This is a genomic window from Micromonospora costi (assembly GCF_003626655.1).
Classification (GTDB): Bacteria; Actinomycetota; Actinomycetes; order Mycobacteriales; family Micromonosporaceae; genus Micromonospora; species Micromonospora costi.
Genome location: NZ_RBAN01000003.1, coordinates 756,101 through 770,714, shown reverse-complemented (window position 1 = coordinate 770,714; position 14,614 = coordinate 756,101). Strand labels below are relative to the sequence as shown.

The window sequence follows — 14,614 nt, the reverse complement described above, 5'->3', positions numbered from 1 at the left end:
CCCGACCGGGCCGGATCGGGTGATCAGGACTGATCGTCGGCGGGGTGCGGTGCGACCATGCCCTGACGGACGCGGACCGCGCACAGCTCGGCCAGCCGCGCGTACGCGGGGGCGCCGATCAGCGCGGTGAGCTCCGGGCCGTACGAGATGTACATCGGCTCGGCGCCGACGTGCGCGTCCGTCGAGGAGGTGCACCACCAGTCGAGGTCGTGCCCGCCCGCGCCCCAGCCGCGCCGGTCGAACTCGGTCAGGGTGGAGACCAGCACCTTGGTGTTGTCCGGCCGCTTCGTCCACTCCTGGTCCCGCCGGATCGGCAGCTGCCAGCACACGTCCGGCTTGTACTCCAGCGGGTGCACGCCGTCGCGCAGCGCCTGCGCGTGCAGGGCACACCCGCCCCCGCCGGGGAAGTCGGCGTCGTTGAGGAAGACGCACGGCCCGTCGGTGCTCTGGGTGGCGGTGCGCCGGGCCGGGTTCTTGCCGTCGATCGTGTCGTTGGCGGTCCAGTTCTTGAACCCGCGCCGGAAGTGCTGCCAGGTCTCCGGGGTGAGCCGCTTGACCGCGGCACGCACCCGCTTCTCGTCGTCCGAGTCGGTGAAGAACGCGCCGTGCGAGCAGCAGCCCTCGGCGGCCCGGCCGGCGATGATGCCGTGGCAGCCGCGACCGAAGATGCAGGTCCAGCGGGAGAGCAGCCAGGTCAGGTCGGCCCGGATGAGGTGGCTCTCGTCCGCCGGGTCGGTGAACTCGATCCATTCCCGGGGGAAGTCCAGCGGCACCTCGCGGCTGCGCGGGTCGCCCGGGTCGTCGACCAGTACGCGGAGCTCCATCGTCACCCGGCCCAGCGTACGCGCGGTCGACCGTGCGGGCCGTCGAGCCGGCCAAACGTGTTGCCAATAGGGTCGACTCATGCGACTGGGGGTCCTCGACGTCGGTTCCAACACGGTGCATCTGCTGGTGGTGGACGCGCACCACGGCGCGCACCCCTGGCCGGCGCACTCGGAGAAGGTGGTGCTGCGCCTCGCCGAGCAGATCGGCCCGGACGGCGCGCTGACCGCTGCGGGCGCGGACACCCTGGTCCGGGCGGTGAGCATGGCCAAGGCGGCGGCCGCGGGGCTGAACACCGACGACCTGATCGCCTTCGCGACGTCGGCGGTCCGTGACGCCACCAACGCGGCCGAGGTCCTGGCCCGCGTCCGCGACGAGACGGGCGTACGCCTGGCGGTCCTCCCCGGTGCGGACGAGGCGCGCATGACGTTCCTCGCGGTCCGGCGCTGGTTCGGCTGGTCGGCCGGGCGGCTGCTGGTGCTGGACATCGGCGGCGGCTCCCTCGAGATCGCCGCCGGGATCGACGAGTTCCCCGACGCGGCGGTCTCGCTGCCGCTGGGCGCCGGGCGGCTGAGCCGGGAGCGGCTGCGGATCGAGCCCGCGGACACGGCGCCGCCGAGCGCCCAGGCCGTGGAGGAGCTGCGCGAGTACGTCGACACCATGCTCGACCCGGTGGTCAAGGAGATCGTCGACGTGGGGTGGGACCGCCCGGCCGGCACCTCCAAGACGTTCCGCACGCTGGCCCGGCTGGCGGGGGCGGCCCCGTCCGGGGCGGGCCTCTGGGCCCGGCGCAGCCTCACCCGCACCGGGCTGCGCCAGGTGATCGGCTTCATCCGGCACATCCCGCCCGGGCAGCTCGTCGAACTCGAGGGGGTCAGTGCGGGCCGGGCCCACCAGCTCCTGGCCGGCGCCATCGTGGCCGAGACGGTGATGCGCCGCCTCGGCGTCGACAAGCTGGACATCTGCCCGTGGGCGCTGCGGGAGGGAGTGATCCTGCGCCGGCTCGACCAGATCGGCCCGGGCTGAGGCGGGAGGCGCCATTCCGGCCGCTTTGCGGTCGCTCGTCACGATGTCCGGGCGGGACCGGGCTACCCTGGCTGGTGTGACTTCCCGCGTCCCGGTCCTCCTGTCCAGCTCCTCGGTCTTCCCGGAGCGGACCGCGGCGGCGTTCCAGCTGGCCGCGGCCCTCGGCTACGACGGGGTCGAGGTGATGGTCTGGACGGACGCGGTGAGCCAGGACGCGGGCGCGCTGCGCGGCCTGTCCCAGCACTACGGGGTGCCCGTGCTGTCGGTGCACACGCCGTGCCTCCTGGTCACCCAGCGGGTGTGGAGCCCCGACCCGTGGGAGCGGCTGCGCCGGTCGGCCGAGATGGCCGAGACGCTCGGTGCGCCCACGGTCGTGGTGCACCCGCCGTTCACCTGGCAGCGTGACTACGCCCGCCGGTTCCGCGAGGGTCTCGACGAGGTCTCCGGGCGTCACCCGGGGCTGCGCATCGCCGTGGAGAACATGTACCCGGTGCGGATGGCCGGGCGGCAGTTCGTGCCGTACGCGCCGGGCTGGGACCCGACCGAGACCGGCTACCCGGCCTACACGCTCGACCTGTCGCACTGCGCCGCGTCACACACCGACTCGATGGAGATGGCCGACCGGATGGGCGCCGCGCTCGCGCACGTGCACCTGGGCGACGGCACCGGCGAGGGGCGTGACGAGCACCTCGTCCCCGGCCGGGGCACGCAGCCCTGCGCCGAGCTGCTCCGGTCGCTGGCCGGGCGGGGTTTCACCGGCTCGGTGGCCGTGGAGGTGTCGACCCGGGGCGCGCGCAGCCGCGCGGTGCGCGAGGCGGACCTGCGCGCCGCGCTGGACTTCGCCCGCCAGCACCTGGGCACGCCGTCCCCGGTCGACGCCTGATCGGCGCCCGCCGGGGGTGGGCGTCAGCTGACCGGGGTGAGCGACTCGGCCGCCGCCGGCTGGGCGGCGACCGCGACCTGCTCCCCGATGGCGGCGCGCTTGCGGGCCCGATGCGCGGCCACGTGCGACCGGGTGGCGCACCGCTCCGAGCAGAACCGCCGGCAGCAGTTGGACGACGTGTCCAGGTAGACGTTGCCGCAGCGCTCGTCGGCGCAGACGCCGAACCGGGCGCTGCCGTACTCGCAGAGCCAGACGGAGAGGCCCCACACGGCACCGGCCAGGTACTCGGCGCTCACCGAGGCGCCCCGGCTGGTCACGTGCATGTGCCAGTCGCTGGAGTCGTGCCCCGAGATGCGGGGTTGCACCGGGTACGCCTCGAGCAGCGCGTTCAGCTCGGTCACCGCCTCGGCGTCGCGCCCGGAGGTGCCGTACTCGAAGACGTCGCGCAGGCGCTTCTGCGCCCGCCGGAAGATCGTGAGGTCCCGGTCCCCGACCTCCTCGCGCATCCAGGCGCTGGTGTCGGGGAAGAGGGCCCGTAGGTCGTCGAGGTCGTCCAGGCGGGCGTTGACGAGGTCAACGCCGGTCCGGGCGTACGCGTCGAAGTTCACGCCCTCAACCGTAGACGACTCAGTCGGGACGCGGCGCGTCGATGTAGTGCGGCAGGAACCGCGCGTAACCGTCGGTGATGAGGCTGGCGCTCTCCCGCAGGCCCGCGCCGGCCGACTCGCCCGCCACCGTCCAGCTGCCCAGCACCAGCCGGTTGCCCGCGAACTCGGGCAACGGGCGGAACTCCTGGTAGCACCAGCCCTCGTCGCCGTAGATCCCGGGATTGGCGATCTCCTCGGCGGGCGTGACGATCCGCACCGAGCCGCCCTCCCGGCCGAGCAGCGGTTTCGCCACGTACTCGGTCATCCCGCGCGGCGAGTCGAGGTACGCCGGGAGCAGGTACTCGTGGCCCGGGTACAGCTCCCAGAGCACGGCGAGCAGCGCCTTGTTGGACAGCAGCAGCTTCCAGGCCGGCTCGATCCAGGTGGTCGGGGTGCCCGGCTCCAGCGCCAGCCGCCCGTACGGCTCGGCCAGCATCCACTCCCAGGGGTAGAGCTTGAAGCAGGTGGTGACCGGCCGGTCTTCCCTGTCGACGAAGCGCCGGCCGTCCCACCCGATCTCCTGGATCGGCAGCAGCTCGACGGTCAGCCCGGCCTGGCGGGCCGTCTCGGCCAGGTAGCCGGCCGTCATGTGGTCCTCGCCCGACTCCTCCTCGCTGGACCACACGACGTGCACCCGCCGGTCGTGCAGCCCCGCGCCGATCTTCGCCCAGGCACCGACCAGCCGCTCGTGCAGGCTGTTCCACTGGTCCCGGTCGGGGCGGGTCTCCTCCAGCCAGTACCACTGCACGATCGCCGCCTCGACCAGCGCCGTCGGGGTGTCGGCGTTGTACTCGAGCAGCTTCGGCGGCCAGCTGCCGTCGTACCAGAGGTCGAAGCGCCCGTAGAGGGTCGGCGGCGCCTCGCGCAGCGACCGCGCCACGGCCTCGGCGGCCCACGCCGGGATGCCGAACTCGGCGTACCGGCGCCGCGCCACCACGTGCTCGGCAGCGGCGACCGCCATCCGGTGCAGCTCCTCGGTCGCCTCCTCCAGCCGGAGCACCTCGTCCAGCTCGAAGGCGTACGTCGCGGTCTCGTCCCAGTACGACATGACGCCACCGTCGGGCAGCTCGGTGTCGACGTACACCAGCCCCTGCGCGCGGATCGTGGCGTCCCAGCCCGCCCGGGGGGTGACCCGCTCCCGGCGCACGTCAGCCGCCGCAGGAGGCGAGATGGGTGCCGAACCCGCCGCGGTCCGGCACGGCGGCGACGGCCGGTGCAGGCGCGGTCCGCCCGACGGCCGGATCGGCGAGCCGCATCCCCAGCGCGACGGTGTCGCCGCCCCCGGTGGGGCCGAGCGCGCAGTCGTCGTCATCGTCGTCGGAGGTGAGGTTGCAGCCGGACAGGGCGAGCGCGAGGGCGGTGAGCGCGCCGAGCTGCACGGAGGCCGACCGGAGCCGGCGGCGGGGGTGTCGTTCCACGGCATCGTTGTAACCGATCCGCGCCAGTCGCGCCGCCCCGCGTCCGGCCTTGGCGGGCCCGTCGCCGGGCCCCTGCACCCAGCCGGCCGCCCGTCGGCGCGGGCCCGCGCCCGGGCGTTACGCTCGGCTCATGCTCCGTTCCGTCATCCTCGCCGCCGCCCGGTCATCCCAGGTCGAGCGGCTCGTCGCGACGGCCCCGTTCACCCGGGACGTCGTCCGCCGGTTCGTGGCCGGCGCCCGGACCGACGACGCGCTGCGCGCGACCCGCGCACTCGTCGACGACGGTCTCGCCGTCACCCTCGACTTCCTCGGCGAGGACACCGTCACCGCCGAGCACGCCAACGCCACCCGGGACGAGTACCTGAAGCTGCTCGGGGTGCTCAGCGAGGCGGGGCTGACGCCGCCCGCCGAGGTCAGCGTGAAGCTCTCCGCGCTCGGCCAGATGTTCGACGAGCAGCTGGCGTACGACAACGCGCGGGCGATCTGCGCGGCGGCCGACGAGGCCGGCACCACGGTCACCCTGGACATGGAGGACCACACCACCACCGACTCGACGCTGGACATCCTCGCGAAGCTGCGGAAGGACTACCCGTCGACCGGCGCGGTGCTCCAGGCGTACCTGCGGCGGACCGAGTCGGACTGCCGTGAGCTGGCCACGGCCGGTTCGCGGGTGCGCCTGTGCAAGGGCGCCTACCGGGAGCCGGAGTCGGTGGCCTACCAGTCGGCCCGCGAGGTCGACAAGTCGTACGTCCGGTGCTTGAACATCCTGATGTCCGGCGAGGGCCACCCGATGCTGGCCACCCACGACCCGCGGCTGATCGCCATCGGCGAGGACCGGGCGCGCTGGTTCGACCGGGGGCCGGACCGGTTCGAGTTCCAGATGCTCTACGGCATCCGCCCGGAGGAGCAGGCCCGGCTGGTCAGCGACGGCTACACGGTCCGCACGTACGTGCCGTACGGCGACCAGTGGTACGGCTACCTCATGCGCCGGCTCGCCGAGCGTCCGGCCAACCTGGCCTTCTTCGGCCGCGCCCTGCTCTCCAAAAAGTAGCCGCACCCCCCACCCGCCCGCGATCTTGCACTTTCCGCCCCGGCATCCCCGACAAAAGGGGTAATCCATGGGCCGAAAGTGCAAGATCGGCGAAGCCTTGACGCGATTGGCTAACTGCATTAGCTTTGGCGTTATGAGCGTTAGCTACGTGGAGCGCCCGGGCGGACGGGTCGCGTACGAGGTGCACGGCGACGGGCCGCTGGTGGTCCTGTCCCACGGCATGGGGGAGAACCGCGGCTCCTTCCGTCACCTGGTCCCGCTGCTCGTGGCGGCGGGCTACCGGGTGGCCACCGTCGACGTACGGGGGCACGGCGACTCCAGCGCCGGCTGGCCCACGTACGCCCCGGCCGAGGTGGGAGCCGACCTGCTGGCCGTGGTCCGCGACCTCGGGGGCGGTCCGGCGGTGCTGGTCGGCAGTTCGTCCAGCGCCGCGGCCGTGGTGTTCGCGGCGGCCGACGCGCCCGAGCTGGTCGCCGGGATCGTGCCGGTCGGCGCGTTCGTCGACCAGGTGAAGCCCAACCCGGTCATGCGGGTCGCGCAGGCGCTGGTGCTGCGCAGCCCACGGCTGTTCGGGATGTTCCACAAGACCCTGTTCCCCGTCACGCGCCCCGCCGATGACGCCGCCTACCGGCGGTCGATGGTCGCCACGCTGCGCGAGCCCGGCCGGATGGCGGCAGTGCGCGGCGTGGTCGCCCCGGTCGGGCCACACTGGACCGCGCGGGCCGCCGAGGTCCGGCAGCCGGTCCTGGTGCTGATGGGTGCCCGCGACCCCGACTTCCGCGATCCCGGTGCTGAGGCCCGGGCCGCCCGCCGGCTGTTCGCCACCGCCGAGGCGCGCATGATCGACGACTCCGGCCACTACCCGCACGCCGACCAACCCGAGCGGACCGCCGAGCAGCTGACCGCGTTCCTCAAGGTGGTGCACACCGATGCCTAGGGCCGGGCTCAACCAGCAGACGGTGGTGCGCGAGGCCGCCCGGCTGGCCGACGACGTCGGCTACGAACAGCTCACCCTCGCCGCGCTGGCCGGGCGGCTGGGCGTCGCACTGCCCAGCCTCTACAAGCACGTCCGGGGCGCCGACGCGCTGGCGCAGAAGCTGTCCGCGCTGGCCACCGCAGAGCTGGCCACCGAGCTGACGACGGCCGCCGTCGGGCGGGCCGGCGTCGACGCGCTGCGCGCCATCGCGACGGCCTACCGGGCGTACGCACGGCAGCATCCCGGGCGCTACCCCGCGACGCAACGGGTGCCCGATCCGACCGACCCCGAGCACGTGACCGCCGGCGAGCGCGCGGTCGGCGCCATCTACGCGGTGCTGCACGGCTACGGGCTGACCGGCGACGAGGCGGTCGACGCCGCCCGCGTGCTGCGCAGCGCGCTGCACGGCTTCGTCTCCCTGGAGGCGGCCGGCGGGTTCGGGCTGCCCCGCGACGTCGATCGCTCGTACGAGCAACTGATCGCCGCGCTGGACACCGCCTTCCGCTCCTGGCCGGGAGGGCGGGCGCGGTGATCCGGGGTCTCGGGCTGCTCCTGCTGTTCCTGCTGGAGCTGGCCGTCCTGGTCGTGGGCGCCCGGTGGGGCTGGGCGGTGCACGGCAACCTCGCGCTCCGGCTGCTCGCCGCCGTGGCGGTGCCTGCGGTGCTCGCCACGCTCTGGGGCGTGTTCGGTTCGCCGAAGGCCCGGGTCGTGCTGCGGGCACCGGCCAAGCAGGCCTTCCAGGCCGCCTGGTTCGTGGCGGGCGGCGGGATGCTCGCCCTGCTCGGCCGGCCGCTGCTCGGGCTCGCGCTGGTGCTCGTCTGGGCAGTCACCGTCACCCTGCTCCGGCTCTCCGGCCGCCCGGCCTGACCGCACCGCCGGCCTGGCCGCGCCGCGCGAGCCGATCGCTCCGTCGGGCGCGAACCGCGCCTCGCCGCGTGACCGCACCGGCCGCGCCGCCTGGCCGGGCCGCCACTCGGTGGACGGTGGCCGGCCGCATCGTGGACGCCGGCCTCGCCCGATCGGACGGATGGCCGTACCCTTCGCCGGGTGAACGACGGTCTGGACGAGGCCCCGCCGCGCCGGATCCGCCCCCTGTGGACGGTGCTCACGGTGGTCGTACTGCTGTTGTTGGCCTGCGGAGTGCCGGCCGTGCTGGTCGCCGGTGCGGTCGGCGAGCACGGTGGACGGCCCGTGCTGCGACGGGCCGACACGACCGCCGACGATCCGGCGAGCCGGGCCGCCCGCGACCTCGCCGCGCGGATCACGACCGTGCTGGACCGGCAGTCCGCCGCGTTGCTGGCCGGTGACCAGGCCGGCTTCCTCGCCGTCGCCGAACCGGCCGCGCACGCCGACCTGCGGCGCCGGTTCGCCGCCCTGCGGGCGCTGAAGGTGACCACGTGGCGGGCCGAGGTGACCGGCCTGCCCACCGAGATCGCGGGCCGCCCCGGCGAGTGGCGGCTGCTGGTGCGTTTCCAGTACTGCATCGTGGTGCCCGGCTGCCGGCCGAGCCCGGTGCTGGCCGGAACCCGGTGGCGTGACGACGGGCGGCAGCCGCGACTGGTCGCCGTCGAGGAGTCGAAGTCCGCCGAGACCGGCACCCGCCCGTGGGAGATCAGCGACCTGGTCGCCGCGACCGGCGCGCGGACCGTCGTGGCCACGACCCCGGCGCTGCGCGGGAAGCTGCCCGGCCTGCTGGCCCGGGCCGAGGCGGCGGCGAAGGTGGCCGACGGCTACGCGCTGGGCGACTCGCGGCCGGACCGCTACCGCGTCTTCCACGCGGGCCGGGCCGAGTGGGAACGCTGGTACGGCGGCGGCCGGCCGACGTGGACCGGCGGGTACGCGGTCACGGTCGGGGGTGGACACCACGAGGTGGTGCTCAACGGCGAGGGCGACGAGGCCGGCCTCGACGACCTGCTCCGGCACGAGCTGACCCACGCCGCGTCGCTGCCCGACCAGGGTTATCCGGGCAAGGCCACCTGGTGGCTGGTGGAGGGGCTGGCCGAGTACGCGGGCGCCGCCGGCCGGTCGGTCGACCGGTACGAGGGGCTGGCCGAGGTGCGGCGGCTCGTCCAGGGTGGCTGGAACGGGCGGCTGGAGGGGATCGCGCCGGCCGACGACGCGCCCGCGGACCGGGTCGGCGGCAGCTACGGCGTGGGTTACCTGGCCGTACGGCATCTCGTCGACCGCTTCGGCGAACAACGCCTGCTCGACTTCTTCGCGGCCGTCGTGCACGAGCGCGCACCGGTCGCGCGTGCGGCGGAGCAGGTCTTCGGTGAGTCGTGGACGGCCCTGCACGACGAGTGCGTCGCGTACGTCCGGGCCCGCGTGTCCTGACACCGCCCCGGCGCGTGTGACGGGCTCCATGATCCACCGCCGTCCGGCGTGTCCGGGGCACCTGCGACACTGGTGCCCGCTCCCAGCGCGGAGCCCCGGTTTCCGCGTCCGGACGTGGAGCCGGGGCACCCGTCCGGTGGCTCCGGTGGCGCCGCCGGAGCCACCGGGCGCCTCCGCGGAACGCGTCCGGGTCGCCTCGGCGCGGCAGGCCCGTCGCGGTGCGTCCCGGGACGGTTGCGCCCCGTGGGTCCCAGCAACGGGACGCCCGGCGCGCGAGGGGAGATATCGCCAGCTCAGAACGGGTGAACCCGAGCCCGAACCATGATCAGTTGTACGAAGGGATCGCGCCGGTCACAGCGGCCCCGCTACCGTACTGGTAACACGCGCGTCGCCTCTCCGGGCGGGAGCATCCCCTTGGCATGGGCACGCGCCGGGCATGGGATGGGGTCGGGTGAGCCATGGCCGGGTCGCAGTCCGACGGTCGACTGTCGGAGGTCAAGTTCCTGACCGTCGCCGAGGTGGCGACGGTCATGCGGGTGTCGAAGATGACGGTCTACCGCCTGGTGCACAGCGGTGAACTCACCGCCGTGCGGGTGGGCCGGTCGTTCCGGGTGCCCGAGCACGCGGTGCACGAATATCTGCGGGGCGCCTTTCAGGAGACCGCCTGAGCCACCGGCCGAGCCGCCGCGCCGGCGTTGAACGGGAAGGCGTCCGCCGCGCGCGCGGGATCGTGCGGGGAACGCCGCCCGGCGGCGTGAGGCACCGGCCGCCGGCCCCCTCGGGCCGGCGCATCGACGGGGTCGCGTTGGTCCTGCTGACGCACTCCCGCTACCCTGGACCCCGACCGTGACCGCACCCCGGTGCGCCCTGCCGCCCGAGCTGGTCCGGTCCGTTGTCCGCAAGCGGTCGCCGACGCCACCCCGCGTGGCGTTCTCCGGTCCGCCCCGCACGTTGCATCGAAAGGCTGTCGTATGGGCTCGGTGGTCAAGAAGCGCCGCAAGCGCATGGCTAAGAAGAAGCACCGCAAGCTGCTGCGCAAGACCCGCGTCCAGCGTCGCCGTCTCGGCAAGTGACCCCTCGCCGGGCACACGGCCCGGCGTCGGTTCGCTTGCCACCTGTCGACCCTCGGAGGCTCAGGTGATCAGGCCGTGGTCGTCCCGGCTCGATCCCGCCTGCCGGGGTAGGTGCGAGAGATGACCCCCGGTGGCACCTCCGGTGCTCCGGGGGTCGTCGTCGTGACCGGGGTGGGTCGTTACCTCGGCGCGCACGTGGCGGCCCGCCTGGCCGCCGATCCGAGGATCGAGCGGGTCATCGGCATCGACCCGCCCGAGTCCGGCGGCGAGTTCGCCGGTCTGCTCGACGGTGTGGAGCGGATCCGCACCGACGCCGGATCGCTCGGCGGTCTCCTCGCCGACCTCGATGTCGACGCGGTCGTACACCTCGCGCTGGTCACCGCACCGGACCCGCAGCACGGCGGCCGGTCGGCGATGAAGGACCAGAACGTCATCGGCACTATGCAGCTGCTCGCCGCCTGCCAGCGGGCGCCGCGGCTGCGCAAGCTCGTGGTCCGCTCCTCGACGGCCGCGTACGGTGCGTCCTTCCGGGACCCGGCGGTGTTCACCGAGGAGACCGAGCCGCGCGAGGTGCCCCGCGGCGGTTTCGGCCGCGACATCCTCGACATCGAGGGGTACGTCCGCGGGTTCCGCCGCCGCCGGCCCGACGTGACGGCCACCGTGCTGCGCTTCGCGCCGTTCATCGGCTCCACCGCCGACACGACGCTGACCCGCTACTTCTCGCAACCGGTCGTGCCGACCGTCTTCGGCCGCGACCCGCGGCTGCAGTTCCTGCACTTCGACGACGCCCTCGAGGTGCTGCACCGCTCGGTGGTCGAGGACCATCCGGGCACCTACAACGTGGCCGGGCCGGGCGTGCTCTCCCTCTCGCAGGCGATCCGCCGCGCCGGTCGCGTGGCCGTACCGGTGCTGGAGCCCGGCCTGTCGGGCGCCGCCGCGCTCGCCCGTACCTTCCGTCTCGGCCGGTACGGCCTGGACCAGGTCGACCTGTTCGTGCACGGCCGGGTGGTCGACACGAGCCGCCTGGAGCGGGAGTACGGCTTCACGCCGCGGTCGACCGCCGCCGCGTTCGACGACTTCATCCGCGCCCACCACGGCGGGGCCGTGGTGACCCGTGACCAGCTCGCCACGGCGGAGCAACTGGTGCTCGACGGGATCCGGCAGGTGCGGGCCGCCGTGCGGGAGCGGTCGTGACCGGGCCGGGGCAGGAGCGCGACGGCGCCGAGATGGGCGGGCGGTTCGACGTACCGCCGAACCCGCCGTCACCCGACGCGGAGCCGGCGCGGCGCAACGGGCACCGACCCACCGGTCAGGCCGGCGGGCCCGCCACGCGGGAGGGGCCGGCGGTGGCCGACCGGCCGGGCGACCCCTGGGACCGGAGGGTGGCGAGCGGCCTGGCGTTCCTGCGCCGGCGGCTCGCCGGTGAATACGAGGTCGACGAGTTCGGCTTCGACCCGGACCTCACCGAGGCGGTCTTCCACCCGGTGCTGCGACTGCTCTACCGGGACTGGTTCCGCACCGAGGTGACCGGGATCGAGAACGTGCCGAGCGACGGAGCCGGGCTCGTCGTGGGCAACCACTCCGGCACCGTGGCCCTCGACGCGCTGATCCTGTCGGCGGCCCTGCACGACCAGCATCCCGCTCACCGCTTCCTCCGCCTGCTCGGCGCCGACCTGGTGTTCCGGATGCCGGTCGTCTCGGAGCTGGCGCGCAAGTCGGGTGGCACGGTGGCCTGCAACCCGGACGCCGAGCGGCTGCTCGGGGCCGGCGAACTGGTCGGCGTGTTCCCCGAGGGCTTCAAGGGCATCGGCAAGCTCTACGCCGACCGCTACAAGCTGCAGCGGTTCGGCCGGGGCGGCTTCGTCTCGGCGGCGCTGCGCACCGGCACCCCGATCGTGCCCGTGGCGATCGTGGGCGGCGAGGAGATCTACCCGATGCTCGCCGACATCAAGCCGCTCGCCCGGTTGCTGAAGCTGCCCTACTTCCCGGTGACGCCGACCTTCCCCTGGCTCGGGCCGCTCGGCATGATCCCCCTGCCCAGCAAGTGGCTGATCGAGTTCTGCCCGCCGATCCCGACGGCGCACCTCACCGACTCCGCGGACGACCCGCTGGTGGTGTTCAACCTGGCCGACCAGGTGCGGGAGACCATCCAGCAGACGCTGCACAAGCTGCTCGAACGGCGTCCGGACCCGTTCGGCCCGTGACCGGGCCGGTGGGCGTGACCGGACGAACGGTCAGCCGGCGCGGTGACGGCGGTGCAGCGCGAGCCCCGCGCTGACCGCACCGGCGACCAGGCCGGCCGCCGCCGTGGACGGCACGACGATCTTCACTGCACGACGGCCGGTGCGGAAGTCCCGCACCTCCCAGCCGTGCGCCCGGGCCCGCCGCAGCAGCGCGCCGTCCGGGTTCACAGCGACCGCACGGCCGACGGCCGAGAGCAGCGGCAGGTCGTTGGCGGAGTCGCTGTAGGCGGCGCAGCGGCCCAGGTCGAGCCCCTCGACGGTGGCGAGCTGGGCCACGGCCTCCGCCTTCGCGGGCCCGTGCATCAGCTCGCCGACCAGCCGCCCCGTGTACGCGCCGTCGACGATCTCGGCGACCGTGCCGAGCGCACCGGTGAGGCCGAGCCGGGACGCGATCACCCGACCGATCTCCACCGGGGCGGCGCTGACCAGCCAGACCCGCTCCCCGGCGTCCAGGTGGCGTTGCGCGAGCTGGCGGGTGCCGACCCAGATGCGCGGCGCCATCAGCTCGTCGAAGATCTCCTCGGCCAGACGTTCCACGTCGTCCACCCGCCAGCCCTCGATGAAGGCGAGGGCCGCCTCCTTCGCCTGCGACATGTCGCCCGCGTGTTCACGGGCGAGCAGCCGGAACCGCAGCTGCTGCCAGGCGAACCGGGCCAGGTCGGTGGTGGTGAAGTAGTCGCGCGCGGCGAGCCCGCGGGCGAACCAGTAGATCGAGGCGCCCTGCATCATCGTGTTGTCCACGTCGAAGAAGGCGGCTGCGGTCGGATCGGGTGCCGGTGGCACGGGTGCCAGATCGGTCTCCGCCCAGCCGGCGGTGTGACCGTGGGCGTCGGTGCTGACCGTCACCTTCCGGCTGCGGGCCACGCGACCTCCCTCCCTCGACCGGTGCGACGTGCGCCTCCAGCGAGGGTAGCCGGACCCGGTCGACCGGCGGGGATCCGCGCGGTTAACTGTGGTGAGGTCGCTCAGCGGTCCGCGGGGCAGCTGGCGGGCGTCGGCCCGAGGGTGTCGCTGGCCACGGGCACGGGGAGGTCGCAGCCGATGGCGGCGCGCAGCGCGTCGGACCGCTCCCGGACGGCGTCGAGCAGCGCCAGCGACTCGCGGGTGCGGTCCCGGTCGTCCCGGGCGGCCCCGGCGAGCAGGTCGTTCACCGCGCGCCGTTGCCCGGCCACGAACGTGTTGACCGCGTCCAGGCCCGCCGCGTCGGCGCGCTGCACGGCGGCCGTGGTCAGCAGGCGTACGCCCTGGCGGGTGTCGGCGTCCATGTCGTCGAGCACGGCGCTGTACCCGTCGTGATCGCCGCGCAGCTCGGCCGCCTCGCCGAGCCGGGTACGGGCGAAGTCGAGGAAGAGCTGGCCGCGGCTGCTGTCGGAGCTGGCCAGGGCGAGCTGGGCGCGCTCGGTGGAGCGCTTCATCCCGTAGAGCGCGTCGCCGGGCACCGCGTTCTCGCTGGCCGCCGAGATGCCGGACACGGCGATCGCGCCGGCCGCCACCCCGACGAGGATGGCGCCGCGGGCCCGGGCCCGGCGGGCGGTGACGGCGGGCAGCAGGGAACCCCGGCCGCTTCCCGTGGTGGCCCGCTGGCCGGCCGGTCCGGCGGCCGTGGCGGCGGCCGGTGTGCCGAGCCCTTCGCGCTCGGCGGTGGCCAGCAGCATGGCTCGCAGGCCGGTGCGGAACTCCGGGTCCACCTCGACCGTGGGGCGTTCGGCGGCGAGGCGTTGCCCGACCGCGACGAGCGGGGCGAGCTGATCGTCGATCCGGGACCGGACGTGGTGCCGTCGGCCGCCGTTGGCCTCGTCGAGAAGCTGAGCGAAGCGCTCCGCGCGCCGGCGGGAGAAGAGGATGTCGTCCACCGCAGGCACCTCCCTCTCGCTGGTCACGGCCGGTCGGCCGCCGTGTGGCCGACGACCGGCGGCAGCGTGAAGCCGCAGAGGTGAGGTCGAAGGACAGCTCGTGCCCGTCGACCTCGGAGGCCCGGGGGGATACCGGGGCAACCACCGGTCGCACCCGGAGAAACGGAACGGACCGGGCACGGGTTACGGGCCGGGCGGGTCGGAAATCACAGAAAGTGACCAGGATCACCATGTCACACCGACTCTGGGCCGCGCGATCAGAGGTGCGTCGGTGCCGGTCCCGGCAAC

The 14,614-nt window shown here is 74.2% G+C and carries 17 protein-coding genes; 11 read left to right on the top strand and 6 right to left on the bottom strand.

What is annotated here, in order from left to right; genetic code table 11:
• Nucleotides 1-23 precede the first annotated feature (23 nt).
• Nucleotides 24-824: a DUF3109 family protein gene (locus D7193_RS20205; RefSeq protein ID WP_120781390.1), complete on the bottom strand. Its 801-nt coding sequence runs from the start codon at nt 822-824 to the stop codon at nt 24-26.
• Nucleotides 825-903: 79 nt separating this feature from the next.
• Here D7193_RS20205 and D7193_RS20200 point away from each other — a divergent pair, with 79 nt between their 5' ends.
• Together D7193_RS20200 and D7193_RS20195 are read left to right on the top strand one after the other, a co-directional pair.
• Entirely contained in the window at nt 904-1,848 is a 945-nt protein-coding gene (locus D7193_RS20200; protein WP_120781048.1) for a Ppx/GppA phosphatase family protein, read from the top strand.
• A gap of 76 nt (nt 1,849-1,924) precedes the next feature.
• Complete coding sequence (locus D7193_RS20195) at nt 1,925-2,731, top strand: sugar phosphate isomerase/epimerase family protein (RefSeq protein ID WP_174242672.1); 807 nt, start codon at nt 1,925-1,927, stop codon at nt 2,729-2,731.
• A gap of 23 nt (nt 2,732-2,754) precedes the next feature.
• Here D7193_RS20195 and D7193_RS20190 read toward each other — a convergent pair whose 3' ends face one another.
• From D7193_RS20190 to D7193_RS20180, 3 genes are read right to left on the bottom strand one after another with little or no spacing between them, the layout of a single operon-like run.
• The gene (locus tag D7193_RS20190) at nt 2,755-3,339 is read right to left on the bottom strand and encodes a CGNR zinc finger domain-containing protein (RefSeq protein ID WP_120781047.1); all 585 of its coding nucleotides are present in this window, start codon (nt 3,337-3,339) and stop codon (nt 2,755-2,757) included.
• A gap of 19 nt (nt 3,340-3,358) precedes the next feature.
• Nucleotides 3,359-4,525, bottom strand: coding sequence for a glutathionylspermidine synthase family protein (locus tag D7193_RS20185; RefSeq protein WP_120781046.1), 1,167 nt, complete (start codon nt 4,523-4,525; stop codon nt 3,359-3,361).
• A 1-nt stretch (nt 4,526) separates the two neighbouring features.
• A complete protein-coding gene (locus D7193_RS20180) occupies nt 4,527-4,796 on the bottom strand; it encodes a hypothetical protein (RefSeq protein WP_241563213.1) in 270 nt (89 codons plus the stop codon).
• A gap of 130 nt (nt 4,797-4,926) precedes the next feature.
• On the opposite strand from D7193_RS20180, the gene D7193_RS20175 reads away from it, so the two are divergent.
• The 9 genes from D7193_RS20175 (at nt 4,927) to D7193_RS20130 (ending at nt 12,434) form a co-directional block, all read left to right on the top strand.
• Nucleotides 4,927-5,847 carry a proline dehydrogenase family protein gene (locus tag D7193_RS20175; protein ID WP_120781045.1) on the top strand — a complete coding sequence of 307 codons (921 nt, stop codon included), beginning with the start codon at nt 4,927-4,929 and terminating at the stop codon, nt 5,845-5,847.
• Between the two features lie 133 nt (nt 5,848-5,980).
• A complete protein-coding gene (locus D7193_RS20170) occupies nt 5,981-6,784 on the top strand; it encodes an alpha/beta fold hydrolase (protein WP_120781044.1) in 804 nt (267 codons plus the stop codon).
• A complete protein-coding gene (locus D7193_RS20165; RefSeq protein ID WP_120781043.1) occupies nt 6,777-7,355 on the top strand; it encodes a TetR/AcrR family transcriptional regulator in 579 nt (192 codons plus the stop codon). Before D7193_RS20170 ends, D7193_RS20165 begins: the two co-directional genes overlap by 8 nt.
• Nucleotides 7,352-7,690 (top strand): DUF2568 domain-containing protein, encoded by a 339-nt coding sequence (locus D7193_RS20160; RefSeq protein ID WP_158674829.1) that lies wholly within the window; start codon nt 7,352-7,354, stop codon nt 7,688-7,690. Before D7193_RS20165 ends, D7193_RS20160 begins: the two co-directional genes overlap by 4 nt.
• Before the next feature lie 180 nt (nt 7,691-7,870).
• Nucleotides 7,871-9,157 carry a hypothetical protein gene (locus D7193_RS20155; RefSeq protein ID WP_120781041.1) on the top strand — a complete coding sequence of 429 codons (1,287 nt, stop codon included), beginning with the start codon at nt 7,871-7,873 and terminating at the stop codon, nt 9,155-9,157.
• Between the two features lie 458 nt (nt 9,158-9,615).
• Nucleotides 9,616-9,825, top strand: coding sequence for a helix-turn-helix domain-containing protein (locus tag D7193_RS20145; protein ID WP_007465625.1), 210 nt, complete (start codon nt 9,616-9,618; stop codon nt 9,823-9,825).
• Nucleotides 9,826-10,128: 303 nt separating this feature from the next.
• Nucleotides 10,129-10,230 carry a 30S ribosomal protein bS22 gene (locus D7193_RS20140; protein WP_007465623.1) on the top strand — a complete coding sequence of 34 codons (102 nt, stop codon included), beginning with the start codon at nt 10,129-10,131 and terminating at the stop codon, nt 10,228-10,230.
• 120 nt (nt 10,231-10,350) lie between these two features.
• Nucleotides 10,351-11,424, top strand: coding sequence for an NAD-dependent epimerase/dehydratase family protein (locus D7193_RS20135; protein WP_120781040.1), 1,074 nt, complete (start codon nt 10,351-10,353; stop codon nt 11,422-11,424).
• A complete protein-coding gene (locus D7193_RS20130; RefSeq protein WP_377456047.1) occupies nt 11,421-12,434 on the top strand; it encodes a lysophospholipid acyltransferase family protein in 1,014 nt (337 codons plus the stop codon). Before D7193_RS20135 ends, D7193_RS20130 begins: the two co-directional genes overlap by 4 nt.
• 30 nt (nt 12,435-12,464) lie before the next feature.
• Here the strand turns inward: D7193_RS20130 and D7193_RS20125 are convergent, their stop codons facing one another.
• Together D7193_RS20125 and D7193_RS20120 are read right to left on the bottom strand one after the other, a co-directional pair.
• A complete protein-coding gene (locus tag D7193_RS20125) occupies nt 12,465-13,337 on the bottom strand; it encodes an HAD family hydrolase (RefSeq protein WP_120781039.1) in 873 nt (290 codons plus the stop codon).
• A gap of 101 nt (nt 13,338-13,438) precedes the next feature.
• Nucleotides 13,439-14,335 carry a DUF5667 domain-containing protein gene (locus D7193_RS20120; protein ID WP_174242702.1) on the bottom strand — a complete coding sequence of 299 codons (897 nt, stop codon included), beginning with the start codon at nt 14,333-14,335 and terminating at the stop codon, nt 13,439-13,441.
• Between the last annotated feature and the right edge of the window lie 279 nt (nt 14,336-14,614).

What these genes read in the sequence shown, in the direction of transcription:
- D7193_RS20205 (WP_120781390.1), bottom strand. Translation starts at nt 824, where the DNA reads ATGGAGCTCCGCGTACTGGTCGACGACCCGGGCGACCCGCGCAGCCGC.
- D7193_RS20200 (WP_120781048.1), top strand. Translation starts at nt 904, where the DNA reads ATGCGACTGGGGGTCCTCGACGTCGGTTCCAACACGGTGCATCTGCTG.
- D7193_RS20175 (WP_120781045.1), top strand. Translation starts at nt 4,927, where the DNA reads ATGCTCCGTTCCGTCATCCTCGCCGCCGCCCGGTCATCCCAGGTCGAG.
- D7193_RS20170 (WP_120781044.1), top strand. Translation starts at nt 5,981, where the DNA reads ATGAGCGTTAGCTACGTGGAGCGCCCGGGCGGACGGGTCGCGTACGAG.
- D7193_RS20165 (WP_120781043.1), top strand. Translation starts at nt 6,777, where the DNA reads ATGCCTAGGGCCGGGCTCAACCAGCAGACGGTGGTGCGCGAGGCCGCC.
- D7193_RS20145 (WP_007465625.1), top strand. Translation starts at nt 9,616, where the DNA reads ATGGCCGGGTCGCAGTCCGACGGTCGACTGTCGGAGGTCAAGTTCCTG.
- D7193_RS20140 (WP_007465623.1), top strand. Translation starts at nt 10,129, where the DNA reads ATGGGCTCGGTGGTCAAGAAGCGCCGCAAGCGCATGGCTAAGAAGAAG.
- D7193_RS20135 (WP_120781040.1), top strand. Translation starts at nt 10,351, where the DNA reads ATGACCCCCGGTGGCACCTCCGGTGCTCCGGGGGTCGTCGTCGTGACC.